12 protein-coding genes are annotated in these 14833 nt (G+C 69.4%); 9 read left to right on the plus strand and 3 right to left on the minus strand.

Features of this window, described 5'->3' with window-relative positions; genetic code table 11:
* Positions 1-7: 7 nt before the first annotated feature.
* From ODE13_RS14290 to ODE13_RS14310, 5 genes are all read left to right on the plus strand, one after another.
* Positions 8-1447: an NAD(P)H-quinone dehydrogenase gene (locus tag ODE13_RS14290; protein ID WP_322479855.1), complete on the plus strand. Its 1440-nt coding sequence runs from the start codon at positions 8-10 to the stop codon at positions 1445-1447.
* A gap of 57 nt (positions 1448-1504) precedes the next feature.
* Complete coding sequence (locus ODE13_RS14295; protein WP_322479856.1) at positions 1505-3169, plus strand: DUF885 domain-containing protein; 1665 nt, start codon at positions 1505-1507, stop codon at positions 3167-3169.
* 2 nt (positions 3170-3171) lie between these two features.
* Complete coding sequence (locus ODE13_RS14300; RefSeq protein WP_322479857.1) at positions 3172-3828, plus strand: GNAT family protein; 657 nt, start codon at positions 3172-3174, stop codon at positions 3826-3828.
* 136 nt (positions 3829-3964) lie between these two features.
* Entirely contained in the window at positions 3965-4906 is a 942-nt protein-coding gene (locus tag ODE13_RS14305; protein WP_322479858.1) for a hypothetical protein, read from the plus strand.
* Between the two features lie 15 nt (positions 4907-4921).
* Positions 4922-6259: an aminoglycoside phosphotransferase family protein gene (locus ODE13_RS14310; protein ID WP_322479859.1), complete on the plus strand. Its 1338-nt coding sequence runs from the start codon at positions 4922-4924 to the stop codon at positions 6257-6259.
* On the opposite strand, the gene ODE13_RS14315 is transcribed toward ODE13_RS14310, so the two are convergent.
* The 3 genes from ODE13_RS14315 to ODE13_RS14325 are packed head-to-tail and all read right to left on the minus strand — an operon-like array spanning position 6201 to position 10128.
* Positions 6201-6896, minus strand: coding sequence for a response regulator transcription factor (locus ODE13_RS14315; RefSeq protein WP_179540442.1), 696 nt, complete (start codon positions 6894-6896; stop codon positions 6201-6203). The two genes, ODE13_RS14310 and ODE13_RS14315, sit on opposite strands and share 59 nt — an antisense overlap.
* Positions 6893-8353, minus strand: coding sequence for a HAMP domain-containing sensor histidine kinase (locus ODE13_RS14320; protein WP_322479860.1), 1461 nt, complete (start codon positions 8351-8353; stop codon positions 6893-6895). Before ODE13_RS14320 ends, ODE13_RS14315 begins: the two co-directional genes overlap by 4 nt.
* Positions 8350-10128: a tetratricopeptide repeat protein gene (locus ODE13_RS14325; RefSeq protein ID WP_322479861.1), complete on the minus strand. Its 1779-nt coding sequence runs from the start codon at positions 10126-10128 to the stop codon at positions 8350-8352. Before ODE13_RS14325 ends, ODE13_RS14320 begins: the two co-directional genes overlap by 4 nt.
* 79 nt (positions 10129-10207) lie before the next feature.
* Between ODE13_RS14325 and ODE13_RS14330 the strand changes: the two genes are divergently transcribed.
* From ODE13_RS14330 to ODE13_RS14345, 4 genes are all read left to right on the plus strand, one after another.
* Positions 10208-11209 (plus strand): glycine betaine ABC transporter substrate-binding protein, encoded by a 1002-nt coding sequence (locus tag ODE13_RS14330; protein WP_322479862.1) that lies wholly within the window; start codon positions 10208-10210, stop codon positions 11207-11209.
* Between the two features lie 51 nt (positions 11210-11260).
* Complete coding sequence (locus tag ODE13_RS14335; protein ID WP_322479968.1) at positions 11261-12508, plus strand: pyridoxal phosphate-dependent aminotransferase; 1248 nt, start codon at positions 11261-11263, stop codon at positions 12506-12508.
* 70 nt (positions 12509-12578) lie between these two features.
* On the plus strand, positions 12579-13817 hold the full coding sequence (locus ODE13_RS14340; RefSeq protein WP_322479863.1) for a pyridoxal phosphate-dependent aminotransferase: 1239 nt from the start codon (positions 12579-12581) through the stop codon (positions 13815-13817).
* A 9-nt stretch (positions 13818-13826) separates the two neighbouring features.
* The gene (locus tag ODE13_RS14345) at positions 13827-14822 is read left to right on the plus strand and encodes a PPK2 family polyphosphate kinase (RefSeq protein ID WP_322479864.1); all 996 of its coding nucleotides are present in this window, start codon (positions 13827-13829) and stop codon (positions 14820-14822) included.
* The last annotated feature ends 11 nt before the right edge of the window (positions 14823-14833 follow it).

Raw genomic sequence — 14833 nt, forward strand, 5'->3', positions numbered from 1 at the left:
CGGCACAATGGTCCCCGTGACTTCATCTGACCTCCGCAAGCATTTCGCCCCTGACCGTGTCGCGATCCTGGGTGGCGGCCCGGGCGGTTATGAGGCAGCCCTCGTCGCCGCCGACGCGGGCGCCGACGTCACCATCGTGGAGGACAAGGGCCTCGGCGGCTCCGCCGTGCTGACCGACGTCGTGCCGTCCAAGACGCTGATCGCCACCGCCGACGCCATGCGGCGGGTCAATGCCTCCACCGCCTTCGGGGTGCGCTTCGGCGAGCACAGCAGCGACGCCTATGAGACCGAGGCCTGGGCCGACATCTCCAAGGTCAACGAGCGGCTGCTGAAGCTGGCCCACGACCAGTCCCGGGACATCCACGCGTCCCTGGAGGCCATCGGCGTCACCATCATCCAGGGCCGGGGGCGGCTCGTGCCGCCCCACCACATCGAGGTCACCACTCCCGGCGGAGAGACGCAGCTGGTCGAGGCCGACGCCCTCATCGTCGCGACCGGCGCCCACCCCCGCGAGCTGGCCTCGGCCGTGCCCGACGGTGAGCGCATCCTGAACTGGACCCAGGCCTACAACCTCACCGAGGTGCCGGAGCACATGATCGTGGTCGGCTCCGGAGTCACCGGAGCGGAGTTCGCATCCGCCTACCGGCGCCTCGGCGCCGGGGTCACCCTCGTCTCCTCGCGTGACCGGGTGCTGCCAGGCGAGGATGCAGATGCCGCCCGTGTCCTGGAGAACTCCTTCGCCCGGGTCGGGGTCAAGGTCGCCTCCCGGAGCCGCGCCGAGGCGGTGGAGCGCACCACCGACGGCGTGCGGGTGACCCTCACCGACGGCAGCGTCCTGGAGGGCACACACTGCCTGATGGCCGTCGGAGGCATCCCGAACACCGAGAACATCGGGCTCCAGGAATGCGGCGTGGAGATCGCCGAGTCGGGGCACATCCTGGTGGATCACGTCTCGCGCACCACGGCGAACAACATCTACGCCGCCGGTGACTGCACCGGCATGATGCCGCTGGCCTCCGTGGCCGCCATGCAGGGTCGCGTGGCCGTCTCCCACATGCGGGGAGACGCAGTGAAGCCGCTCAAGCTGCACCAGGTGGCCTCCAACGTGTTCACCTCCCCGGAGATCGCGACCGTCGGCGTCACCCAGGAGCAGGTCGACTCCGGCAAGTACCAGGCCGACGTCGTCAAGCTGGACCTGGCCACCAATCCGCGGGCCAAGATGACCAACGTCAAGGACGGTTTCGTCAAGATCTTCTCGCGCAAAGGCTCGGGGACCGTCATCGGCGCCGTGGTCGTCGCTCCGCGGGCCTCGGAGCTGATCTTCCCGCTCGCGCTGGCGGTCACCCAGAAGATCCACGTCGACGACGTCGCCGCCACCTTCACCGTGTATCCCTCGCTGTCCGGGTCGCTGGCCGAGGCGGCGCGCCGCCTGCACGTGCACCTCTAGATCGGGTGGGCCGTGCACCGCAGTCCGCGCTGACCTGCACGCGGCTAGCATGTGGGGATGACCTCCCGCGCACCCACCGCCGTCGACGCCCACGCTGAGGAACACTTCGAGAGGCTTCTGGCGATCAGCCCCGAAGAGGCCACCATGCTGGGCCGTTCCGGCGCCGAGACCGAATACTCGGATCTCTCCCCGGCAGGCCGTGAGGAGGTCGTCGCCGAGCACCGGCGGGCGCTCGCCGGCCTGGACGGACTCACCGCGCAGGACCGCACCGATGAGGTGACCGTGCACGCGATGCGCGAGCGTCTCGGCCTGGAGATCGCCCTGCACGAGACCGGCCGCACGGAGCTGAACAATCTCGCCTCGCCCTCCCAAGAGGTGCGGATGGTCCTGGAGCTGATGCCGCAGTCCTCGGCCGAAGACTTCGCCCACATCGCCGGTCGGCTGCACAATCTTCCCGGTGCGTTGGAGGGCCACTGGGAGTCGCTGCGCCACTCCCAGAACCTCGGTCACGTCCCGGCCCGCCGGCAGGTGCTCGCAGTCGCCGAGCAGTGCCGTGACTACGCGCGCACCGACGGTGCGCTGTCCACCCTGATCGAGGCCGCTCGGCAGGCCGGTCTCGGCGACGACGTCGTCGCCCATGTCACCGACGGTGTGGCAGCTGCGGCGGGCGGCTATCAGCAGTTGGCTGCCCGACTCGTCGACGGGCTGCTGCCCGACGCTCCGGAGGAAGACGCCGTCGGCCCCGAGCACTACCGGCTGGCCTCTCAGCTGTTCACCGGCACCGTGCTGGACCTGGAGGAGACCTACGAGTGGGGGCTCGAGGAGCTCTCCCGGCTCGTCGCCGCCCAGCAGAAGGTCGCCGAGCGCATCCGTCCCGGGGCAAGCATCGCCGAGGCCAAGCAGATCCTCGACGCCGATCCCGCCCGCCAGCTGCACGGCACCGAGGCCCTGCAGGCCTGGATGCAGCGCCTCTCAGACGCCGCCGTCGTCGCACTGAAGGACACCCACTTCGACATCCCGGCGCCCATGGACGTGGTGGAATGTCGCATCGCCCCTACCCAGGACGGCGGGGTCTACTACACCGGCCCCAGCGATGACTTCAGCCGTCCGGGCCGCATGTGGTGGTCCGTGCCGCCGGAGGACACCAGCTTCACCACCTGGGCGGAGACCACCACCGTCTATCACGAGGGCGTGCCCGGCCATCATCTGCAGATCGCCACCGCCACCCTGGTCAAGGACCGGCTGAACTCCTGGCGGCGCCACGGCTGCTTCGTCTCCGGATACGCAGAGGGCTGGGCGCTCTACGCTGAGGAGCTCATGGGCGAACTGGGCCATCTCTCCGACCCGGGTGACGCGATGGGCATGCTGGACATGCAGCGCATGCGCGCGGCACGGGTGGTCTTCGACATCGGCGTGCACTGCCGCATGCCTGCCCCGCAGCAGCATGGCGGCGGTACCTGGACGCCCGAGGCCGGGCGAGCCTTTCTGCGCGAGCACCTGCCGATCTCCGAGGCGCAGCTGGACTTCGAATTCGTGCGCTACCTCGGTTGGCCCGGCCAGGCCCCCTCTTACAAGGTCGGTCAGCGGGTCTTCGAGCAGGTGCGTGCCGAGCGCGAGGCTGCCGAGGGTGCTCAGTTCGATCTGCGGGCCTTCCACACCGAGGTCCTGCAGCTCGGGATGCTGGGCCTGGATACCCTCCGATTCGCACTGGCCCGGGACTGACCATGGCGCCCAACCCCTTCCGAACGTCCGCACGGCCGGTGACCCTGACGGCGGAGCTCCCTGCAGGCCAGATCTGGCTGCGCCCGTGCACGCCCGGAGACGAGCATGGCTACCTGGCACTTCGCCGGGCCAATCAGGACTGGCTGGCCCCCTGGGACGCCACCACGCCGGAGAGCCCCGTGGTCGCGCAGCCCACTCAGGCCGGCGTCCGGAAGATGCTCCGCACCATGGCCCGTCACGCCCGGGCGGGAACCCACCTGCCCTGGCTGCTGTGGTTCCGCGAGACCGGAACCGGCACCGACACCGGCACCGCCCCCCAGATGGTCGGTCAGGTGACCGTCGGGCCGATCATCGGCGGCTCGGCACGCACGACCTCCATCGGCTACTGGTTGGATCAGGGCCATGCCGGCCGTGGGCTGATGACCTCGGCGGTCGCGCTGGCCTGCGACCACCTCTTCTTCGAACGGGGCCTGCACCGGGTGGAGATCAACATCCGCCCGGAGAACACCCCGAGCCTGCGGGTGGTGGAGAAGCTCGGCTTCCGGGACGAAGGGCTGCGCCGGAGGTATCTGCACATCGCCGGGGAATGGACCGACCACCGGAGCTTCGCGCTGACCTCGGAGGAAGTGGGCCCGGGGCTGCTCGCCCGGCTGATGTGACACGCCTCGCGTCGCCGGGCGGGTATCGCCGGAACCGGGCCTCCGATCGGCTACGCTGGGGAGCTGTACCTCATGATCGGCGTAACCCCCGGTGCGCAGGAGATGACGGTGCTGAAGAAGGGCAGGTGGAGTCACGGTGACGCTGGGCATCGGTCGCCTCGAGATGGCGATCATCAACGTGATCCACAGTCTGCCCATCCACTCTTCAGTGCTGTTCGCCCTGATCGCCGGGCTCTTCCTGGCGGCGCTGATCATCCGGGCCCAGCGACTGCCGAGCCGACCCTCGGAGACCTCCCGAAGAAGGGCAAGCATGTCTGCGACCACCTCACGCGGCGGAGCCAGCGCCGCATCGACGACCGGAGCGCCCGCGGCCCAGCCTGCGAGCCGTTTCACCGTCCACTGGGGCAGGACCTCGGTGGTGCTGCTGGGCCTGCTCGCGCTGCTGACCGCGACGGTCACCGGCGTGCTGGCCGCCGCCACCTCGCTCACTGTCACTGTGCCGCTGATCTCCGGCGCCGTCTTCCTCGCCAGCCTGGCCACGCTGCGCACCATGGCCGCCTCCCGTCGGCGTCGTCGCCGTCGTCGTCGCCTGGATGCCGCGCTGCGGGAGGCCATGAACCCTGATGTGGACGAGGCCGGACTGCGCAGGCCGACGGTGCCCAGCACCGCCGCCGCGGTCACCGAGCACTCTGCCCGCACGGGCCCGTTCGACGCGTTGAGCTCCGACGAGCGCGGAGTCGGCGGGCCCCGCTCGCTGCAGGAGGTCGACGCCGACGGACTGCCGGTCGACCTCGCTGAGACATTCCCGGCAGGGGAGCAGCCGGCCCCGGCCGCCGCCTCGCCGGCGGAGCCCTGGGAGCCGCGCGAGCTGCCCAAGCCGAAGTATCTGGAGGTGGAGAAGGCCGAGCGTCCGCTGCCCGAGCCGATCACCCCAGAGGCGCCCAAACCTTCCGCAGATGTGAAGATCGGCCGTGCGGCCTCCGGCCCGGCCGTGGCGCCGCCGACCCCGGCCCGTCCGCAGACGGCCGTCCAGCAGTCTCTCGACCTCGACGCCGTGCTGAAGCGCCGGCGGGCCTGAGCCGCGACCACCTCCATGGCCGTCGACCTTCCACCGCAGGCCCCGCGGGCCGCGCCCTCGCCGGGCACCGCCCAGCTGGAGGCCAAGCAGCTGGCGTTCATGGAGTCCTATGACGCCCACTCGCCGATCTCGGTGGCCGTCCAGCACACCGGTGTCTACCCGACCTCCATCCACCTGGAGTCCCTCCAGCACCGGCCGGGCGCCGGGGTCACCGGCATCTACCGGGTGGCCACTGCGCGACCAGTGATGCCCCGGAACTGGCCCTCCGGCGTCTACACCGAGACCTCCGATCACGTCGACGAGCTCTACGTGGGGATGACCACCGAGGCGGTCCCGGCCGACTCGGACGGCATCATCTACTCGCACAGCCCTTATGGACGCTTGGCGATCTGGCAGCACCCGCTGGACCCTTCGCTGCCCGGCCTGCGCCTGGCCACCGACCCGGCCTCCGTAGTGGCGCAGTGGGGGAGGGGACGCAGGCTTGTGGGCCTGGAGACCATCAGCTATCGGCCGCTGCGCCGTGCGGTGATCGCCGCAGACTTCGACGACGGCACGCGCCTGTATCTGAAGGTCCTCCGCGCCGGCCGTGCCAGGGACCTCGACGCCCGCCATCGGATGCTGCTCGGGGCCGGGATCCCGGCCCCGCAGCCGGTGTGCGAGCCGGTGGCCGACGTCGTCGCGCTGCAGGAGGGCCCAGGCGAGTCCCTGGCTGAGCAGCTGCTGGCCGACGGCGGCGCCACCGTGGACCCCGCCCAGTTCCTGCGCCTGCTGGACACGATGCCGGTCTCGGTGATGACCCTGCCGGCCCGTGACGCCTGGACCGACCGGCTGCCGGCCTACGCCTCTGCGGCGGTCTCCGCCCTGCCGCATTGCGCCGACCGGATCCGTCGTCTGGAGCGCGCCGTGCTGACCGGGCTGCCGCGCACCGACCGCGGCCCGGTGGTGCCCACCCACGGGGACTTCTATGAGGCCAACGTGCTCATGGCTCATGACGTGGTCTCGTGCCTGCTCGACGTCGACTCGCTGGGCCCCGGACATCGGGTGGACGATCTGGCCTGCTTCCTGGGCCACGTCGCCGTGCTGCCGGCTGTGGACTCACGCTACGTGCATGCCCCTGCGGCGCTGGCCCGTTTCGCCCGAGCCTTCGCCCAGGTGGTGGACCCCGAGGCACTGCGGCTGCGGGCGGCCTCGGTGGCGCTGTCCCTGGTGGCCGGTGCTCGAGACTCTCGGCGCGACGGCTGGGAGGCCCAGGCCGAGCACCGACTGACCTGCGCCGAAGCGCTGATGGGCTTCGTCAGCCCCGGGCCAGCTCTTCCGCAGTGGCCAGACGATATCCCGCACCACGTACGGTGACGATGCGTTCGGCGCCCAGCTTGGTGCGCAGATAACGGATGTAGACGTCGACCACGTTGGAGCTGGTCTCCGGGCCCGACTCCCACACCATGTCCAGCAGCTGGTCCCGAGAGAGGACCTGCCGCGGGTGGTCCAGCAGCACCTCCGCGAGGGCGAACTCCCGTGCGGAGAGCTCCACGCCCCGGCCTTCCACGCTGGCCTGCCGGCTCTGCAGGTCCAGGCGCAGCCCGGCGTGCTCCAGCTCGGTGATCTCCGCGGCCGCCTCGTCAGTCTGTGCGACCGGCCGCAGCCGCAGCCGGACCCGGGCCACCAGCTCCTCCACCCGGAAGGGCTTGGCCATGTAGTCCTGCGCTCCCGAGGAGAGCCCCTGGACGGTGTCCTCCACGGAGGAACGGGCGGTCAGGATGATGACCGGCACGGCGCTGCCCCCAGAGCGGAGCTTCTCCAGCACCTCGAAGCCGTTCATCTGCGGCAGCCCGAGATCGAGGATGACGAGGTCGAAGTGAGCGTTGGCGAGCTGGACGATCGCTTCGGTGCCGCTGCGCGCGATCTGTGACTCGAAGCCCGCTGCCTGGAGCCCTTTGGCCACGAAGGCGCTGATCCGGTCCTCGTCCTCGACGATGAGGATCCTGCTCATCTCTCTCCTCCTGGCATGATCCCTGTTATCTGGCCCGGCTGGTCCAGTGCCTCGAGCTCCTGCAATGGCAGCACGATGGTGAAGGTGGATCCCCGCCCGGCGGCAGACTCCACGTGGACCTGCCCTCCGTGCAACCGGGCGATGGTGTCCACGATGGTCAGGCCCAGGCCGGAGCCCTCAGCGCGTGAGGAGTTCGTGCCCCGGGCGAAGCGGAGGAAGATCTTCTCCTGGTCCTCCGGGCTGATTCCCGCCCCGGCATCGCGCACCCACAAGTGCAGGGCATCGCCACGCAGGGCGGAGCCCAACGAGATCTCAGCGCCCGGGGCGGAGAACTTCACCGCGTTGTGCGCCAGCTGCAGCCAGGCCTGGGTGATGCGCTGGGCGTCCAGGGGCAGCACCGCTTGGGCCCTGACATCGCGCAGCCAGGTCCGGTCACCCAGCTGCACAGCCTTCTCGAAGACCTGGTCGGTGAGCAGATCCACGTCGGTGGCCGCCGGGGTGAGGAAGTCGATCTGGTCGGACTTGGCGAGGGTGACCAGGTCTTCCACCAGACGGCTCATCCGGTCCAGCTCGTCGACGGCGAGGTCCCGGGTAGCGATCACCTCGGAGGGGTCCTCCGGGTCCACCAGCTCCAGGTGACCGCGGACGATGGTGATGGGGGTGCGCAGCTCGTGGCCGACGTCGTCGAGGAGCCGCCGCTGGGAGGTCACCGCGGTCTCCAAGCGGTCCAGCATCTCGTTGACGGTGACGGTCAGTTCGCCGAGGTCGTCCCGGGAGTGGACGTCGATGCGCCGTGAGATGTCGGTCTCGGTGATGGACCGGACGGTCTGCCGCAGCCGTCGGATGGGTTCCAGCAGCCGGCCCACCATCAGCCAGCCGAGGAAGCCTGTGACGGCCACCGCCCCCAGGCCCACTGCGGTGTAGGTGAGGAAGGTGCGGTTCAGTGCGGCCATGCCGGCCTCGACGTCGACGGCCAGCACGAACAGAGTGGGGGAGTCGTCCTCGGCCATCATCACCGGGACGACGACGGCCCGGTAGGTCGAGGCCGCGGTCTGCACGGTATGGATCCGGTGCTCGGTGATCGGTTCCTGGTCCAGCACCCAGTCGACGAACTCCGGGTCCTCCTCGAGCCGGACCGGCTGCTGCTCGTTCGGAGTCCAGCGCACCGTGCCGTCACGCAGGGCGAGCATGGACTCGTGCTCGGCCAGCAGGGTGCGCTGCATGCCCACCTGGATCAGCCGGTCGGCGGTGCTCCAGGGCTCCCCGGTCTCCGGATCGTTGCCGTCTTCGCCGAGCTGGATGAACTCGGTGACGGTGCGGGCCAGTGCGTCGTCCATGGTCCGATAGTGCTCCACCCTCTGCAGCAGGTAGGCGGCAGCGCCGGCGAGGACGAGGGTCAGCACGGTGAGGAACACCATGAACAGCAGCACGCGCGTGCGGACCGCCCAGCGTCTCACGGCTTCATCCGTCGTTTCAGCCGGGTGAGCTCGCGGCGCAGCTCAGCGGCCTCGTCGGCCTTGCCCTGGCGCATGAGCGCGTCGATACGGCCCTCCAGGGCCTCGGCGACCAGATCGTGCTCGGCCTGCCGGTCACCGACGGCCATCCGCAGGATCGCCTCGGCCTCGTCGGCGCGGCCCATCTCCAGGAGGACCTTCCCGGCGAGGATCTCCGCACCGCCGGCGGAACGGTCGTCTCCGGCGGCCAGGAACAGGTCTGCGGCGTCCAGGGCGCGGGCGACGGCGGCGGATCCCTCCCCGAGCGAGACATAGCCGCGGGCGAGGGAATCGGTGATGTCAGCCACCTGCCAGTCGGTGCCATGCTCCTGGGCGACCTTGAGCGCCTCCTGGAGGAGGTCGACGCCGTCAGGGTCCTCGGTGCGGGTCAGCAGGTGTCCCAACGCGTGCAGTGCCTGGACCAGGATCGCCGGATCGTCCTCCTGGGCCCTGCGTGCCAGCTCGAGGGCCTTCCGGTGGTGCGTCTCGGCGGCCTCGAACCGCTCCAGCGAGGCAGCCAGGGCGCCGGCGGCCAGGCGTGCGCGTGCGGACTCCTCCAGCTCCTGGGCAGAGAGGAACAGCTCAGCGGCCTCCTCCCAGTGCGCCATGGCCTCCAGGGGACGCTTCTGCTGGGTGACGGAGTGGCCCAGACCCATCAGAGATCGGGCCCGCACTGCGATGTCCTCCTCGGAGCTGGCCAGCCGGACCGAGAGCGCGTCGAGGACCTTCTCCGCCTCGTCGAAGCGTTCCAGCTCGAGCAGCTGCTGACCCAGGGCCAGAGTGAGCATCCGAGACTCGGGGAACTCGCCCAGCTCCGCCTGCTGCACGGCGACCTTCCAGGCCAGCACCGAGGCTTCGCCCTCGTCGACGGCGGAGCTCAGGCCCGCCAGAAGCGCGGCAGCGGAGGCCGCGCCCTTGCGCACCCCGCAGGCGGCGTAGAGCTCCACGGAGCTGATCGCGTCGGTGATCGCCTCGTGAGGCTTGTCGTCGTGGTGGTGGATGGTGGCGCGCAGCATCGACATGGCCCCGCGCACTGCCCGGTTGGCCGGCGCTCCCATGACGTCATCGGTGACCTGCAGTGCGCGGGATGAGTCTCCGGTGAGCAGCAAGGTGTGAGCGAGGAACATCCGTGCCCCGGCCAGCGCCTCGGGGCGGTCCAGCCGGATGAGGATGTCCACGGCCTCCTCGACCACCGGCAGGGCGGCCTCAGGTCCCTCGTCGTGCAGGACCCGCACCGCCTGGGAGGAGAGCACGTCGGCGAGCTCCAGGGTGGGTGCTCCGGCGGCCTCGTCCTCATCGCGGAGCTGTTCGGCCACTCGGGCGAGGATCTCCCCCTCCACGTGGTCGGGCTCGCGCAGGAGCATCGGCCCCAGCTCCTCCTCGATGCGGGCCTGTCGGGTGCGACCGAGTCGCCGCAGCAGCGCCACCCGCTCCTTCACGTAGGGGGAGGAAGCCCCGGTGTCGCCGCGCATCTCATGCACGCCCGAGAGGATCCGCAGCAGCATCAGCCGGTTGTCCGGGTCCTCGCCTCCGGCGGCGTCCAGGCCCGCCTGTGCGGCCTCCGCGGCCGCGGCATAGCGCTCGCCGTAGGCCGCCTCATAGGCGAGGTCCAACCAGCCGCGGGAGGTCTCGGCGCGCGGCTCAACGGTCTGCGGTCCGTGCAGCAGGGACTGCAGACGGGTGATCAGCGGAGCGGCGCCCGGCAGCTCCACGTCGACATCGGCAGGATCACTGGTCATCACCTCCAGCCTATGTGTTCTGGGATCATGACGCGCACCGTCGGCGCCGTGGGAGCACCTCCTGCCTACAATGGCAGCCATGACTTCTCCGGCCGTCCGCAGCTCCGCCCTGCCTGCGGCGACCCTGCTGGCCCTGATCACGCTGGTGGCCGGATGCTCCGGTCCGCCCCCCGCTGAGGAACCCACCGGTGAGGCTGCCGAGCGGGCCTGGACCATCGCCGTCCCCGACCACGCGCTGGACCGCGCGGTGGCGCACATCTATTCTCTGGCGCTGAACTCCCGGGAGACCCCTGCTGTGGTGGAGATCCACGACGGCGGTGTCGGAGCGCTCGCCTCCGCGCTCACCGGGGAGGAGGACCCGGGCTATGACATGGTCCTGGCCCGAACCCTCCCGCTGGTCGATCAGCTGGAGGACGACGCGGCCGACGACGGAGCCGACGACGGAGCCGAAGGGGAGGCCGACGGCGTCAAGCCCGGCCCGGCCGCTCAGGAGCTGGTCGACGCCGCCGAGACCCACCTGCCCGGGGCCCAGCTGCTGGAGCCCTCGGCCGCGGTGCTCTCCAATGCTCTGGTGATCACCTCGGTGACCGCGGAGCTGCACGAGATCGACCTGAGCGCGGAGGCCGATGATCCGGCCTTCGCCGCGGCCTGCGACGAGCTGCGCATCGGGATCCGCCAGGACCTGCCGGATCCGGAGCCGCTGCTCGAGGAGCTCTATGACTGTGAGCCGGAAGAGGTGACCGCCGGCACGGAGGGAGAGCTGCTGCAGCAGGTGATCACCGCGGAGATCGATGCGGCGATCATCACCGACTCCCACCCTGGGATCCGTGAGCACGCCCTGGTGGCGCTCACCGACGCCGAGCAGGCCTTCGGGGAGGAGCAGTACGTGCCGGTGGTGGTCCCCGGCATCGCCGAGGACATGCCCGACATCGTCGACGAGGTCGCCCGGCGGCTGGACGACGAGGCGATGGTGACCCTGCGTCAGCTCATCGACGGGGAGGACGGGCTCGGGCCGCAGGAGGCGGCCGAGTACTGGCTGGTGGAGGAGGATCTCGTCGCCGAGCCTGAGGACTGGGGCTGACCAGGGCCTCGAGGCTCGTGGGAGTCTTGACGCATGAGGCAGTATTGCTTCATGGAGGAGTTCGAGGAGTTCACCCAGTCGCACAAGCTGCGCGGAGTCCGCTATGACGTGCGCGGTCCCATCGCCGAGGAGGCCGCCCGCCTCGAGGCGGGCGGACACCGCATCACCAAGCTGAACATCGGAAACCTCGCCCCGTTTGGCTTCGAGGCGCCCGATTCCATCCTGGTCGACATGATCAAGAACCTGCCGACCGCACAGGGCTACTCCGAGTCCCAGGGAATCTATTCCGCCCGCACCGCAGTGGCGCAGTACTACCAGACCCGGGGGATGAGAGAGGCCGAGGTCGAGGACGTGATACTGGGCAACGGGGTCTCTGAGCTGATCTCCCTGGTGCTGCAGGCGATGCTGAACCCCGGTGACGAGGTCCTCATCCCGGCCCCGGACTACCCGCTGTGGACCGCGGTGACCACGCTGGCCGGCGGACGGCCGGTGCACTACATCTGCGATGAGCAGAACCACTGGTGGCCGGATCCGGAGGAGATCGAGTCCAAGGTCACCGACCGCACCAAGGCGCTGGTGATCATCAACCCGAACAATCCCACCGGGGCGGTCTATCCGCGGGAGATCCTGAAGGCGATGGTCGACATCGCCCGGCGTCACAACCTGATCCTGCTCTCGGACGAGATCTACGAGAAGATCACCTACGACGACGCGGAGACGGTCAACGTCTGCACGCTCTCCGACGATGTCTTCACGATCACCTTCTCGGGCCTGTCGAAGACCTGGCGGGTGGCGGGCTTCCGCTCCGGGTGGATCTACATCTCCGGGCCCAAGCACCGGGCGAAGAACTACCTCGAAGGCCTGACGCTGATGTCGAATCTGCGGATGTGTCCCAATGTGCCGGCTCAGCATGCGATCCAGACGGCGCTGGGCGGGTACCAGTCCATCAACGAGTTCATCGAGCCCGGCGGCCGGCTCTATGAGCAGCGCAATGTGGCCTATGAGCTGCTGCGCCAGATCGAGGGCGTCGAAGTCCATCAGGCCGACGGCGCGCTGTATCTGTTCCCGCGGCTGGATCCGGAGATCTACCCCATCGAGAGCGACGAGGCCTTCGTCATCGAGCTGCTGCGGCAGCAGAAGATCCTGGTCTCTCATGGCCGGGCCTTCAACTGGATCGATGACAATCATTTCCGGCTGGTCACCCTTCCGGCGGTGGAGGAGCTCGAGGAGGCCATCGGCGGCATCTCCGAGTTCCTGGCGGGCTATCGGGACGCCGTCGCCGCGAGCAGGATGCTGTGAGCCTGGGGTGTCCTCGGGGCTCGGGGTGTCATCTGCGCGACGGCGACCTCCGGTGAGGCAAGATGGGGGGATGCAGGAGTTCGAGGAGTTCACTCAGTCGCCCAAGCTCCGAGACGTCCGTTACGACGTCCGAGGACCGATCGCCCAGGAGGCGGCGCGGCTGGAACGTGAAGGGCACAAGATCACCCGGCTGAACATCGGCAACCCGGCCCCGTTCGGCTTCGAGGCGCCGGACTCGATCCGGATGACGATGATCAACAACCTGGCGGACGCTCAGGGCTACTCGGACTCGCAGGGCATCTATTCTGCGCGCATCGCGGTGGCGCAGTATTACCAGTCCCGCGGCATGACCGACACCGACCCGGATGACATCTACCTGGGCAACGGGGTCTCTGAGCTGATCACCATGGTGCTGCAGGCGATGCTGGCGCCTGGGGACGAGGTCCTCATCCCGGCCCCGGACTACCCGCTGTGGACGGGAGCGACCACGCTGGCCGGGGGTCGCGCGGTGCATTACCTCTGTGATGAGCAGAACCACTGGTGGCCGGATCCGGAGGAGATCGAGTCCAAGGTCACCGACCGCACCAAGGCGCTGGTGATCATCAACCCGAACAATCCCACCGGGGCGGTGTATCCGCGGGAGATTCTGGAGGCGATGGTCGACATCGCCCGGCGTCACAACCTGATCCTGCTCTCGGATGAGATCTACGAGAACATCACCTTCGACGAGGCCGAGATGGTCAACGTCTGCACGCTCTCTGATGATGTCTTCACGATCACCTTTTCGGGTCTGTCGAAGACCTGGCGGGTGGCGGGCTTCCGCTCCGGGTGGATCTACGTCTCCGGACCCAAGCACCGGGCGAAGAACTACCTCGAAGGCCTGACCCTGCTGATGAACATGCGCATGTGCGCCAATGTGCCGGCTCAGCATGCGATCCAGGCCGCCCTCGGCGGTCACCAGTCCATCCAGGACCTGATCGCTCCGGGCGGACGTCTGCACGAGCAGCGCACCACCGCGCACAGGCTGCTCTCCGAGATCGAAGGTGTCACCGTGGAGCAGGCTGACGGTGCGCTGTATCTGTTCCCGCGGCTGGATCCGGAGATCTACCCGATCGAGGATGACGAGGCCTTCGTCATCGAGCTGCTGCGGCAGCAGAAGATCCTGGTCTCTCATGGCCGGGCCTTCAACTGGATCGATGACAATCATTTCCGGCTGGTCACCCTGCCCGGCGTGGAGGAGCTGGAGGTCGCCATCGGTGGGATCTCCGAGTTCCTGGAGGCGTACCGGAACGCTGCGGCGCGCAGCTGAGAGGTCTCCGTGACGGATCTTCCCTTCGACGCCGACCCCCGCGGCATCTGGCGAGCCCCCGGCTGGGGCGCTCCGCTGCATCTGGAGAAGATCCCCACCGGACGTCGTCTGGAGTTCGCCGGGAAGAAGAAGCGGGGGCGGCGCCTGCTCGCCGAACGTGCCGAGGTCCTCGCCGACGCCCAGGAGCGGCTCTGGGCCCACCAGGTCGCCGCCGCTGACGAGACCCGCTCCGCCGTCATGGAGCGGCTCACCAGCCGGATCCCGCAGCTCACCGGTGATCAGCGAAGACGGCGTGAGCAGGTGCTCACCGCTGAGGTCCTCGAGGCGCTGCGCGACGTGGAGCAGGGCCCCCGGGTGCTGCTGGTCCTCCAAGGCATGGACGCCTCGGGCAAGGGAGGCACGGTCAAGCATGTGGCCGGCTCGATGGACCCGCTGGGCGTCTCGGTCACCGGATTCGGGCGGCCTACCGAGGCGGAACGCCGCGAACACTACCTGCGTCGGGTCATCCGTCGACTGCCCGCGCCCGGAATGGTCGGAGTCTTCGACCGCTCGCACTACGAGGACGTGCTGGTCCCGGCGGTCAGCGGCGACCTGGACGCCGACGCGCTGGCCGGACGCACAGAGACGCTGCGCCTCTTCGAGGACGAGCTGGTGCGTCGCGGCTTCGCCCTCGTCAAGGTGTTCCTGCATCTGTCCCCGGAGGAACAGCTGGAACGGCTCCTCTCCCGGCTGGACCGGCGCGAGAAGCATTGGAAGTACGACCCCTCCGATGCTGATGCCCGCGCCGACTTCGACACCTTCCGCACTGTCTACTCGGGCCTGCTGGAAGCCACCGACGCCGATTGGGCGCCGTGGCACATCGTCGGGGCGGACCGCAAATGGTACTCCCGGCTCGCGGTCCAGGAGCTGCTCATCGCCGCCCTGGAGGACTTGGAGCTGGGCTGGCCCCGGGCTGGCTATGACATCGAGACGGAGCGAGCCCGTCTGCTGCAGAGCTGGCTGTAGGCCGGGCCGGA

This window comes from Nesterenkonia sp. HG001, assembly GCF_034438835.1.
In the GTDB taxonomy this organism is placed as follows: domain Bacteria; phylum Actinomycetota; class Actinomycetes; order Actinomycetales; family Micrococcaceae; genus Nesterenkonia; species Nesterenkonia xinjiangensis.

Bases quoted from the DNA above. Each gene is read 5' to 3' on its own strand.
- ODE13_RS14290 (WP_322479855.1), top strand. From the start codon at position 8: ATGGTCCCCGTGACTTCATCTGACCTCCGCAAGCATTTCGCCCCTGAC.
- ODE13_RS14295 (WP_322479856.1), top strand. From the start codon at position 1,505: ATGACCTCCCGCGCACCCACCGCCGTCGACGCCCACGCTGAGGAACAC.
- ODE13_RS14300 (WP_322479857.1), top strand. From the start codon at position 3,172: ATGGCGCCCAACCCCTTCCGAACGTCCGCACGGCCGGTGACCCTGACG.
- ODE13_RS14310 (WP_322479859.1), top strand. From the start codon at position 4,922: ATGGCCGTCGACCTTCCACCGCAGGCCCCGCGGGCCGCGCCCTCGCCG.
- ODE13_RS14315 (WP_179540442.1), bottom strand. From the start codon at position 6,896: ATGAGCAGGATCCTCATCGTCGAGGACGAGGACCGGATCAGCGCCTTC.
- ODE13_RS14325 (WP_322479861.1), bottom strand. From the start codon at position 10,128: ATGACCAGTGATCCTGCCGATGTCGACGTGGAGCTGCCGGGCGCCGCT.
- ODE13_RS14330 (WP_322479862.1), top strand. From the start codon at position 10,208: ATGACTTCTCCGGCCGTCCGCAGCTCCGCCCTGCCTGCGGCGACCCTG.
- ODE13_RS14335 (WP_322479968.1), top strand. From the start codon at position 11,261: ATGGAGGAGTTCGAGGAGTTCACCCAGTCGCACAAGCTGCGCGGAGTC.
- ODE13_RS14340 (WP_322479863.1), top strand. From the start codon at position 12,579: ATGCAGGAGTTCGAGGAGTTCACTCAGTCGCCCAAGCTCCGAGACGTC.